The organism is Stenotrophomonas veracruzanensis (assembly GCF_032911525.1).
GTDB classification, from domain to species: domain Bacteria; phylum Pseudomonadota; class Gammaproteobacteria; order Xanthomonadales; family Xanthomonadaceae; genus Stenotrophomonas; species Stenotrophomonas africana.
The window spans coordinates 84,377-95,407 of sequence record NZ_JAWJTI010000004.1 but is presented as its reverse complement, the minus strand read 5'-3'; the positions used below and the strand labels follow the sequence as shown (position 1 = coordinate 95,407).

General features: G+C 69.0%; 10 protein-coding genes. 9 read left to right on the top strand and 1 reads right to left on the bottom strand.

Translation table 11 applies throughout. The annotated features are described in order from the left end of the window. Positions 1 to 9: 9 nt before the first annotated feature. Positions 10 to 1,206 (bottom strand): multidrug efflux RND transporter periplasmic adaptor subunit SmeA, encoded by a 1,197-nt coding sequence (gene smeA / locus R1H25_RS05345; RefSeq protein ID WP_317222957.1) that lies wholly within the window; start codon positions 1,204 to 1,206, stop codon positions 10 to 12. 117 nt (positions 1,207 to 1,323) lie between these two features. Between smeA and baeS the strand changes: the two genes are divergently transcribed. From baeS to R1H25_RS05300, 9 genes are all read left to right on the top strand, one after another. Beyond that, entirely contained in the window at positions 1,324 to 2,727 is a 1,404-nt protein-coding gene (gene baeS / locus R1H25_RS05340) for a sensor histidine kinase efflux regulator BaeS (protein ID WP_317222956.1), read from the top strand. Beyond that, on the top strand, positions 2,724 to 3,413 hold the full coding sequence (locus tag R1H25_RS05335) for a response regulator (RefSeq protein WP_049444251.1): 690 nt from the start codon (positions 2,724 to 2,726) through the stop codon (positions 3,411 to 3,413). Before baeS ends, R1H25_RS05335 begins: the two co-directional genes overlap by 4 nt. A 116-nt stretch (positions 3,414 to 3,529) precedes the next feature. Beyond that, positions 3,530 to 4,060, top strand: a complete 531-nt coding sequence (locus R1H25_RS05330; RefSeq protein ID WP_317222955.1) for a gamma carbonic anhydrase family protein — start codon at positions 3,530 to 3,532, stop codon at positions 4,058 to 4,060. Between the two features lie 123 nt (positions 4,061 to 4,183). Then, positions 4,184 to 4,873: an RDD family protein gene (locus tag R1H25_RS05325; RefSeq protein ID WP_049444247.1), complete on the top strand. Its 690-nt coding sequence runs from the start codon at positions 4,184 to 4,186 to the stop codon at positions 4,871 to 4,873. Next, the gene (locus R1H25_RS05320; protein WP_317222954.1) at positions 4,870 to 5,862 is read left to right on the top strand and encodes a stage II sporulation protein M; all 993 of its coding nucleotides are present in this window, start codon (positions 4,870 to 4,872) and stop codon (positions 5,860 to 5,862) included. The genes R1H25_RS05325 and R1H25_RS05320 overlap by 4 nt, the downstream gene beginning before the upstream one ends. Next, positions 5,852 to 7,477: a DUF4129 domain-containing protein gene (locus R1H25_RS05315; protein WP_317222953.1), complete on the top strand. Its 1,626-nt coding sequence runs from the start codon at positions 5,852 to 5,854 to the stop codon at positions 7,475 to 7,477. The genes R1H25_RS05320 and R1H25_RS05315 overlap by 11 nt, the downstream gene beginning before the upstream one ends. Then, positions 7,474 to 8,658, top strand: coding sequence for a DUF4350 domain-containing protein (locus R1H25_RS05310; RefSeq protein WP_317222952.1), 1,185 nt, complete (start codon positions 7,474 to 7,476; stop codon positions 8,656 to 8,658). The genes R1H25_RS05315 and R1H25_RS05310 overlap by 4 nt, the downstream gene beginning before the upstream one ends. After that, a complete protein-coding gene (locus R1H25_RS05305; RefSeq protein WP_012512415.1) occupies positions 8,655 to 9,641 on the top strand; it encodes a MoxR family ATPase in 987 nt (328 codons plus the stop codon). The genes R1H25_RS05310 and R1H25_RS05305 overlap by 4 nt, the downstream gene beginning before the upstream one ends. Continuing rightward, positions 9,638 to 10,936: a DUF58 domain-containing protein gene (locus R1H25_RS05300; protein WP_099588955.1), complete on the top strand. Its 1,299-nt coding sequence runs from the start codon at positions 9,638 to 9,640 to the stop codon at positions 10,934 to 10,936. Before R1H25_RS05305 ends, R1H25_RS05300 begins: the two co-directional genes overlap by 4 nt. The last annotated feature ends 95 nt before the right edge of the window (positions 10,937 to 11,031 follow it).

Below are 11,031 nucleotides of genomic sequence, written 5' to 3'. Positions count from 1 at the left end.
CGGCGGGCCTCAGTGCGACTTTTCGTCGGTGTTGCCGTTCGGGTCGATCGCCGGCATGGCGGCCAGCTGCGCCGTGGTGGCTGCTACTGCCTTCACCTGCTGGCCGAGCGAAACCGCACTGCCGTTGCTGACGATCACCCGCTCGCCGGCCTTCAGGCCCTGCGTGATCTGCCACTGGTTGCCCACCACCTGACCGGTACTGACCCGGCGTTCCACCACGTGGTCCCTGGCATCGAGCAGGCGCAGCAGCGGCTCTCCACGTTCATTGCGCAGCACCGCCTTCTGCGGCACCAGCAGGGCACGCGCGTCGGTGGCCATCGGCAGCACCGCCTTCAGGTACATGCCCGGCAGCAGCAGGCCGTCCGGGTTCGGAATGACCGCGCGCAGCACCACGTTGCCGGTGCCCGGATCGACCGCGCTGCCGACGAACTCCAGCGTGCCTTCATGCGCATAGGTGCTGCCGTCCTCCAGCAGCACCTTCACCTGTGCCTTGCCATCGATGGCCTTCACCAGGCCGGCATCGAGCTGCTTGCGCAGTGCCAGCATCTGCGTGCTGGACTGGGTGACATCCAGATAGATCGGGTCCAACCGCTGAATGGTCGCCAGCGCCGCATCCTGGCCAGCAGCGACCAGCGCACCGGCGGTGACGCTGGAGGTACCGATGCGGCCCTCGATCGGTGCGGTCACCCGGGTGTAATCGAGGTTGATGCGCGCGGCCTGCAATGCGGCGCGCGCGGCGATCACATTGGCCTGCGCCTGTTTCAGCGCCGAGGTGGCATCGTCGGCATCCTGTTTGCTGGCCGCGTCCATGCCCAGCAGCGTGCGGGTGCGCTCGGCTTTCGGCTGCGCCGACAGCACGGTGGCCTCGGCCTGCGCCAGCTGCCCGCGCGCGGTATCGAAGGCCGCCTGGTACGGTGCCGGATCGACCTGGTACAGCAGCTGGCCGGCCTTGACCTGCTGGCCTTCGGTGAACAGCCGCTGGCGGATCAGCCCACCGATCTGCGGCCGCACCTCGGACACCTCGAACGGCACCGCCCGGCCGGGCAGGGTCTGCTGCAGTGCCAGCGGCTGCGCGCTGGCGGTGATGACGCCCACTTCGGGGGTGGCCGGGGCTTCGGTCCTGCCCGCCGAGCAGGCGGCCAGGGCCAGCAGCAGGGGCAGCAACAGCGTACGGGAACAACGGGACAGCGGGCGCACGAATGACATGGGGGCGTGGGGGGCCTTGCGTTGACCCGTGCACGCTGCCGTGAAACTGTGCAGAGAATATGGAGATTGTGCGACCGGCTCAGCCGGCGCTTGCTTTCGGCGCCACATGCGCCGCTAATGGCCCCCGCGATGGCGAAGATTCAATTCAAATTCGGCCTGACCGCGAAGACCTTCCTCGCGATCTTCACCGCCTGCCTGCTGGTGCTGGCAGTGAACGGCATTGCCAGCCGCGTGGCGTTCCAGACCGGCTTCCTGGACTACCTCAACGACCAGGGCGATCTGCGCATGCAGCGGCTGATGCCACACCTGCAGCGTGAGTACAGCGCGCACGGCGGCTGGGAGCATCTGCGCGGTGACAGTGACCGCTGGGCGCGACTGCTGCGCCCGGACCTGTCCCATGGCCACGAGGGGCCGGTGCCGCCGCTGTCCGACCAGACTGGCGTGCCGTCGCGGCTGGGCCTGTTCGATGCGCAGCACCGCTTCGTGGCCGGCAACCCCGATGCCACCAGCGATGACGAGCCGCATCCGGTGCAGCTGGACGGGCACACCGTCGGCTGGCTGGGCATGGTGCCGTTCCAGACCGTCATCGCCACCAACGACCTGAACTTCTATAACACCCAGGTGCGCGCGTGGTGGGTGATCGGCATCTCGCTGCTGCTGGTGACGGTGTTGCTGGCCTGGCTGGTGTCGCGCGCGCTGCGCCAGCGCCTGGCCAAGCTGGCCGCGGCCACCCACCGGCTCGCCGCCGGTGACTATGCCACCCGCATCGAACGCACCAGCGATGACGAGCTGGATGCACTGGTCAACGACTTCAACCGGATGGCGCAGGCGCTGGACGACACCGAGCGAAACCGCCGCGCCTTCATCGCCGACATCTCGCATGAGCTGCGCACGCCGCTGGCGGTGGTGCGCGCCGAGCTGGAGGCGATCGAGGACGGCATCCGCCCGCTGGACCGCGCCAACCTCGGTGCACTGCAGGGCGAGATACGCCAGCTGGGCAAACTCATCGACGACCTGCACGACCTGTCGATGACCCAGTCCGGCGGCCTGGCCTACCGCTTCGCACCGCTGGACCTGGCGGCGCTGCTGCGCAGCGAGCTCACTGGCATGCGCGTGCGCTTCGCCACGGCGGGGCTGGCATTGGAAGAAAACCTGCCCACTACTCCGCTGCAGGTTTCCGGTGACGAGCGGCGCCTGCAGCAGGTGCTGGCCAACCTGCTGGAGAATGCGCTGCGCTATACCCATACCGGCGGCCGTGTACGTGTGCAGGCAGCGCGTGTATCTGCCGGGGTGCAGCTGATCGTGGAAGACACCGCACCGGGCGTGCCGGCCGACAAATGCGCATTGCTGTTCGAGCGCTTCTACCGGGTGGAGAGCTCGCGCAACCGGGCCAGCGGTGGCAGCGGGCTGGGTCTGGCCATCAGCCACAACATCATCCTCGCCCACCACGGCCACATCCACGCCGAGCCTTCGGCGCTGGGCGGCCTGCGCGTGGTCATCACCCTGCCGGAGCCTGCATGAGCACGTCCCCCGCCACGTCCGCGAAGATCCTGATCGTCGAGGACGAGCCACGCCTGGCCTCGGTACTGCGCGACTACCTGGCCGCCGCCGGCATGGCCAGCGAATGGGTGGACGATGGTGGTCAGGTGATCGACGCGTTCGCGCGCTACCAGCCCGATCTGGTGCTGCTGGACCTGATGCTGCCGCAGCGCGATGGCGTCGACCTGTGCCGCGAACTGCGTGCCAGCAGTGACGTGCCGGTGATCATGGTCACCGCGCGGGTGGAAGAGATCGATCGCCTGCTCGGTCTGGAGATCGGTGCCGACGACTACATCTGCAAGCCGTTCAGTCCGCGCGAGGTGGTCGCGCGGGTGGTCGCAGTGCTGCGCCGCTACCGCCCGGACCCATCGGCGCGTGCCAACGACGGCCTGCACATCGACGAGCCGGCCGCGCGCGCTACCTGGAACGGCAGGGGCCTGGATCTGACGCCGGTGGAATACCGCCTGCTGCGCACCCTGCTGGCTACGCCAGGCCGGATCTGGGCGCGTGATGAACTGCTCGACCGGCTGTACCTGGACCATCGCGTGGTGGTCGACCGAACCGTCGACAGCCATGTGCGGAACCTGCGCCGCAAGCTGGCCGACGCCGGCATGGAAGGCGAGCCGATCCGTTCGGTCTACGGCATGGGTTACAGCTACGAGCCCTGAGCTCCCTGTAGAGCCGAGCCCATGCTCGGCTGCGCAGGGAGCCGAGCATGGGCTCGGCTCTACAACGCACCACGCAGGTATCATCGTCGCGAACGCCCTGATTTCCGGAGACATCGATGAACCCGCTGCGCCCCTTCCGCGACAAGATGCCCGTCCTCGGCGAGCGCGTGTACATCGATCCGGCCTGCACCCTCATCGGTGATGTGGAACTGGCCGACGACGTGTCGGTGTGGCCGGGCACGATCATCCGCGGTGACGTCAACCATGTGCGCATCGGCGCACGCACCAACGTGCAGGACGGCACCATCATCCACGTCAGCCACCACAGCCCGTACAACAAGGCCGGCTACCCGACCCTGATCGGCGAAGGCGTGACCGTTGGTCATGGCTGCATCATCCATGCCTGCACCATCGGCGATTACAGCCTGATCGGCATGGGTGCCTGCATCCTCGACGGCGCGCGGGTCGAGCGCCATGGCTTCGTCGGCGCCGGTGCGGTGGTCGGCCCGGGCAAGGTGGTCGGCGAAGGCGAGCTGTGGGTAGGCAACCCGGCCCGCCCGGCGCGCACGCTGAGCGACAAGGAGATCGAGTCGCTGCACTACTCGGCCGACCACTACGTGCGGCTGAAGGACGAGTACCTGGGCTGAACGGCCAACGCCGCCATGCGGCTCTGCTAAAGTCTGGGCCCGACCAGGACCTGTCGAGACCCCCATGCCTGTGGCTGCCTGCCGGAGAGGACTCCGCCGCCCACAACCAAGGCCATCGCACTGATGGCCGCGCCGATGCTCGATACCTACCGCGAGGTGGTGACGCCGGAGGGTGTGCTGCTGCAGTTGCCGGCCGCCGGCCCGCTGCCGCGGGCGATGGCCTGGCTGGTGGATCTCGGTGTTCGCATCGCGGTGCTGGTGCTGATGTCGATCCCGCTGGCACTGCTGGACAAGTTCGGCTCCGGCCTCTACCTGGTGCTGATGTTCCTGGTCTACTGGGCCTACCCGATCATCTGCGAGGCACTGTGGGGCCGTACCCTCGGCAAGCGCGCACTGGGCCTGCGCGTGCTGTCGCGCGATGGCGCACCGGTGGGCTGGATGGCGTCGATCACCCGTAACCTGCTGCGTACCGTGGACATGCTGCCGTTCGGCTATGCATTGGGCCTGATCAGCAGCCTGTTCGACCCGCATGGCCGCCGCCTGGGTGATCTGGTGGCCGGCACCGTGGTGGTGCACGCGCCTGCGCTGTACCTGCCGCCGCCACCCACCATCGACAGCGTGCTGGCCCCGCCGCAGCCGCTGCGCCCGGATGAACAGGCGGCGCTGATGGCCTTTGCCGAGCGCGCGCCCCGCTTGTCGGCGGCGCGCCAGCAGGAGCTGGCCGGCATTGCCGAGCCCCTCACCGGCACCCACGGCCAGGTCGCCGTGCTGCGCCTGTATGCCATGGCCAACTGGCTGCTGGGGCGGCGATGAAGCAGGAACAGTTCGTCGCCCGGTACCAGCAGGAATGGCAGGACCTGGAGCACTGGCTGCTGCTGCGCGCCGGTGCTTCGCGCCGCACGCGGCGCAAGGCCAGCGGGCTGGCACTGGACGACACCGCCGTTCCACAGCGCTACCGCCGCCTGTGTCAGCAGCTGGCGCTGGCCCGTGAGCGCGGCTACAGCCCACAGCTGGTGCAGCGCCTGCAGCAGCTGATGCAGCAGGGCCACAGTGTGCTGTACCGCACGCGGCCAACGCGCTGGCGCGCGGCACTGGAGTTCCTGGTGGCCGACTTCCCGCTGCTGGTGCGCAGCCAGGCACGCAGCATGTGGGTGGCACTGCTGATGTTCGCGTTGCCAGCAGTGGCCTGCTTCGTGCTGGTGCAGGTCTATCCGGACCTGATCCACATGCTGATGGACAACCGCCAGATCGCTGAGATGGAGCGCATGTACGACCCCGCGGCCGAGCGCCTGGGACGCGACAGCGGCACCGACTGGATGATGTTCGGCCACTACGTCATGAACAACATCAGCATCGCCCTGCGCACCTTCGCCAGCGGCCTGCTGGCCGGGCTGGGCACGCTGCTGGTACTGCTGTTCAACGGCGTGACCATCGGTGCGGTGGCCGGCCACCTGCAGCACATCGGCCACGGCAGCCCGTTCTGGCGCTTCGTGGTCGGCCATGGCGCTTTCGAGCTGACTGCGATCGTGATCGCCGGCGGTGCCGGCCTGCAGCTGGGCATGAAGCTGCTGGCCCCCGGCCGGCGCAGCCGCCTGGATGCACTGGTCGACGGTGGCCGCATCGGCGCGCGGCTGTGCCTCGGGGTCGCCTTCATGCTGTTGGTCGCCGCCTTCATCGAAGCCTTCTGGTCATCAATCGCCGAAGTACCCGCATGGGGCAAGTTCAGCGTGGCCGGCGTGCTCTGGGCCGGCGTGCTGTTGTGGCTGTGGCGCGGCGGACGCGGAGGCGGCGATGCGCATTGACCGTCTGGACGTGGTGCTGCGCGCGCGCAGCGGCTGGGAAGCGATGGAGCTGGGCAGTGCCCTCACCCGCCGGCACGCACGTGCGGTATGGGGCAGCTGGCTGCTGGCCAGCGCTCCGCTGTTCGTGATCTTCAATGCACTGGGCTGGTGGCTGGATGCCTTCGGCTGGGCGTGGCTGGCGATGTGGTGGTGCAAGCCACTGTTCGAGCGTGCGCCGCTGTACGTGCTGTCGCGCGGCATCTTCGGCGAACCGGTCGGCACGCTGGCGGCGCTGCGCGCGCAGGGTCACTGGGGCAACAGCGGCTTCTGGGGCTACCTGGGCTGGCGCCGCTTCAGCGTGCTGCGCAGCCTGTGCCTGCCGGTGAACCTGCTGGAAGGCAACACGCCTGGCCAGCGCGGTCCACGCCGACGCGCGGTGGCGGCCGGCGCCGCAGGTGCGGCAATGGTGCTGACACTGACCTGCATGGCGTTCGAAGCGGTGCTGGTGTCAGGTGGGATCGGTGCGGTGTTCATGTTCATGCCGCTGGAGCTGATGTCCGAATCCTGGCGCGCCGCATGGGACATGATCGGCCAGGACACACCCGCATGGGCGCGGGCGGGCTTCAACCTGGCGTGCTGGCTGGCCTCGGTGCTGATCGGACCGTTCTACGTCGGCGCCGGCTTCGGCCTGTACTTGAACCGGCGTACGCAGATGGAAGCGTGGGACGTGGAGATCGCCCTGCGCCGCCTGCGCGATCGCCTGCTGCCGACGGCGTCGACGCTGGCGCTGCTGCTGTGCCTTGCCCTGCCGCTGGCCTCCGCGCCGGTTCATGCGCAGCAGGCGCAGACGGTCGCTGAGCAGGCCGACGATGCCGACGATGCCGAGGTGGACGAGGACAGCGCGGAAGAACCGGCCACTGCAGCCAACGACCGGGCCAATACCCCGGCCATGATCTTCGGCGGTACGCCGGTGGACACCGCCGGTTTCCGTCAGGCAGTGAACCGCGCCTATGAAGACCCGCTGCAGCGCCCGACCCGCCAGGTCACGCGCTGGAAGCCGGTCGAGCAGGCCGAGGAAAAGAAGAAGGAAGACAAGCAGCTGCAGCGTGACACCAACAGCAAAGGTGAACGCAAAGCGCGCAAGGATGGCATCGCCTGGCTGGCGCGGCTGGCCGAATGGGGCCTGTGGGGCCTGCTCGGCATCCTGCTGCTGGTGTTGTTGCTGACCGCGCGGCTGTGGCTGCCGTGGCTGCGGGGCAGTGGCCGGCGCAAGGCCGAGGCAGCACCGCAGGTGCTGGAGGAACAGGTGGAACTGCCGGTGGTGCTGCCGCCGGACGTGGCCACCCAGGCCGGCCTGCTGTGGGACCAGGGCCGGCCGCGGCAGGCGCTGGCCCTGCTGTACCGCGCCAGCGTGCGCACGGTGGGCGAGCGCAGCGGCATCGCGTTTCCACCCGGTGCCACCGAAGCGCAATGCCTGCGCGCTTCGCGGCGCATGCCCGAGGCCAGTGACCGCGACCTGTTCGCACGCATCGTGCGCATGTGGCAGTACGCCGCCTACGGTGGCCGCCTGCCCAGTCGTGCCGATTTCGATGCATTGGCCGATACCCTGCGCCAGCAGTTCGGGTGGCAGGCATGAGTCCGCGCCTGTTCTGGTCGCTGCTGCTCGGTGCACTGGTGCTGTTCGGCGTACCGCTGACCATCCTCTACCTGCGCACGCACGAGCGGGTGACCGAGACGATCCGGCTGCCGCCACAGGGCGAGGCCGCCTACAACCCGCTGTATGTACTCGGCCAGGCCCTGCGCGCCGATGGCATCCAGGTGCACTCACGGCCGCGTCTGGAACTGCGGCAGATGACGCTGGGGCGCCATGACACGGTGGTGCTGCTGCAGGACAGCAGCGAACTGCCGGTGCCGGCGGTGAAACAGCTGCTGGACTGGGTGAACCAGGGCGGCCACTTGCTGGTGCGTACACCGCCACCGGCCGAGGACGATGCCAGCAGCACGCAGGGCCCCCTGCTGGACCAGTTGGGCGTGGACAGCCTGTTCCAGCGCAGCGACTGCCAGGCCTTCCATGTCGACGACGATCCGGGCCACGTCGAATTCTGTGGTGGGCGCCGCTTCACCCTGGGGTTTGCGGCCAGTGCGCAGGCCGAACGCCGCTGGGGCACGGATCGCGACCTGGTGTTCGCGCGCCTGCACCACGGCCAGGGCAGAGTGAGCGTGCTGGCCGACATGGAGTTCATGCGCGGCGAAGTGGACTCACCGGCGGCGCGCCTGGCCTCTGCCGCAGGCAAGGCCAGCGACGGCCTGCATGATCCTGCCCATCGCGACCTGACCCGCTACCTGCTCGATCCGAACTACGGCAAGGGTGCGGTCTGGCTGGTCTATGCCAGCCGCCCGCCGTCGCTATGGTCGCGCATGTTCTATCAGGGCTGGCCGCTGTGGGCACCGCTGCTGCTTGCCCTGCTGGGTTGGCTGTGGAGCCGCTCGCAGCGCTTCGGCAGCCTGCTGCCGTCACCGGTGCTGGAACGCCGTTCGCTGCTGGAGCACGTGCGCGCCAGTGGCGAACTGCTGCTGCGCTTCGGTCACGGCATACGCCTGTACGAGGCGGTGCTCGCCCTGTTCCTGCACCGCCTGCGCCTGCGCGCACCGATTGCCGCCGCACTGGATGGTGCGCCACGCGATCAGGCCATCGCCGAGCTGCTGAAGTGGCCGCAGGCCCGCGTCGCCAGCGCGCTCACGCCCCCTCCGCCACACGATTCCTCCGCCCTGCGCGAGCGCATCCGCTTGCTGCTCCAGATGAGATCCCTGCTATGACCGAAGTCCCCGAGCTGCCGGCGGCCGCCAACGCCCGCCTGATTGAACGCGTCGATGCCATCCGCGATGCCATCGGCCACGCCTTCATCGGCCAGGCCGAAGTGCTGGACCAGATCCTGGTGGCCTTGCTGGCCGGTGGTCACGTACTGATCGAGGGCGTGCCCGGGCTGGGCAAGACCCTGCTGGTGCGCGCACTCGCACAGGCCCTGGAGCTGGACTATGGCCGCGTACAGTTCACCCCCGACCTGATGCCCAGCGACGTCAGTGGCCACGCGGTGTACGACCCGAAAAGCGAGAGCTTCAAGATCCGCCGCGGCCCGGTGTTCACCAACCTGCTGCTGGCCGACGAAATCAATCGTGCACCGGCCAAGACCCAGTCGGCACTGCTGGAAGTGATGCAGGAAGGCCAGGTGACCATCGAAGGCAAGGCCTTCACCCTGGCGCCGCCCTTCATGGCGCTGGCTACGCAGAACCCGCTGGAGCAGGAAGGTACCTACCCGCTGCCGGAAGCACAGCTGGACCGCTTCCTGCTGAAGGTGCTGATCGACTACCCGCAGCTGGAGGACGAGAAGCGCATGGTGACCGCGATCACCAGTGGTCGTGCCGCCAGCGATTTCGACCTGAGCCAGGTGCCACGCGTGCTCGGTGCCGGCGAACTGCTGGAGTTGCAGCGTGCCACCGCGGCGATCACCGTCGATGACGAAGTGATCGACTACGCGGTACGGATTGTGGCCGCTACCCGGCAGTGGCCGGGCATCGCGGTCGGTGCCGGTCCGCGCGGCAGCATCGCGCTGGTGCGTGCCTCGCGCGCGCAGGCGGTGCTGGCCGGCCGCGACTTCGTCACGCCGGACGACGTGCGCGACATTGCGCGCCCGGCGCTGCGCCACCGCATTGCGCTGGCCCCGGAACTGCAGATCGAAGGCCAGGACGCCGACGACGTGCTGGGCGCGCTGCTGGCCAAGGTGGAAGCACCGCGCCGATGAGGCCGGCCCCGCTGCTGCTGGCGCTGCTGCTGGCCTGGGCTGCCCTGGGCGGTCTGGTGCTGGGCGGGTTGCTGCCGCGCTGGAGCTGGGCGCTGGCGGCGCTGGCGATTGCCGTGCCGGCGTTGATGGATCTGTGGCGGCAGTCGCGGCGTCCGTCGCCGCAGGTGCAGCGCGAACTGCCCGAAGCGCTGGCACTGGGCGTGCGCCGCGAGGCTGCACTGCGGTTGCAGGCAGACGCGTCGATGACGGTGCAGGTGTTCGACCTGGTGCCCGGCGGTTGGCCGCTGGAATCGCTGCCACAGCGCGTGCACCTGCAGGCGGGCACCGCTGCCACCCTGCGCTACCATCTGCAGCCGCTGCAGCGCGGGCATTTCCGCTTCGAGGGCGTGCACCTGCGCATGCGCTCGCCGTGGCGCCTGTGGTGGCAGCAACGCACGCTGCCCCCCGCGCTGGACGTGCGTGTCTATCCGAACTTCGTGCCGCTCACCCGCTTTGCGTTGTTCAGTGCCGACCAGGCCTCGCGGCTGGTCGGTGCGCACGTGAAGCGCCGCCGGGGTGAAGGCACCGACTTCCACCAGATGCGCGAGTACCGCATCGGCGACAGCCTGCGCCAGCTCGACTGGAAGGCCACCGCGCGTGCGCGCAAGCTGATCTCGCGCGAGTACCAGGACGAGAAGAACCAGCAGCTGTTGCTGATGCTGGACAGTGGCCGGCGCATGCTGGCCAGCGAAGGCGGGCTTTCGCACTTCGACCATGCCTTGAACGCTTCGCTGGTGGTGGCCTACCTGGCGCTGCGCCAGGGCGATGCCGCCGGCCTGTTCGCTGCCGGCGGCGAACGCCGCTGGGTGGCGCCGCAGCGCGGCATGGGCACGGTCGAGCACCTGCTGCGTGCCAGCTACGACCTGCAGCCGCGCGCGGTGGCCACCGATTATCTGGCCGCCGCCACCGAGGTATCGCTGCGCCAGCGCCGGCGTGCGCTGGTGATGCTGGTCAGCAACGTGCGCGACGAGGACATCGAAGACCTGCTGGCGGCGGTGCGCCTGCTGCAGCGGCGCCACCTGGTATGCGTGGCCAGCCTGCGCGAGCGCGAGCTGGACGGCGTGCTGGAGGGCGAAGTGCAGACGCTGGAGGATGCCACCCAGGCCGGTGCAGCGGCGCTGTACCTGCAGCAGCGCGCGAAGGCGCACGACGCGCTGCGCAGCGAAAAGGTCATGGTGCTCGACGTGACCGCCGATGCCCTGCCGGGCGCACTGGTGGAGCGCTACCTGGCGGTGAAGCGCGAAGGGCTGCTCTGATACCAGTGATCGCTCTGGTGGGTGCCAACCTTGGTTGCCACGAAACCCACAGCGCCGACCAAGGTCGGCATCCACCAACACCGGTTGCCGGCCAG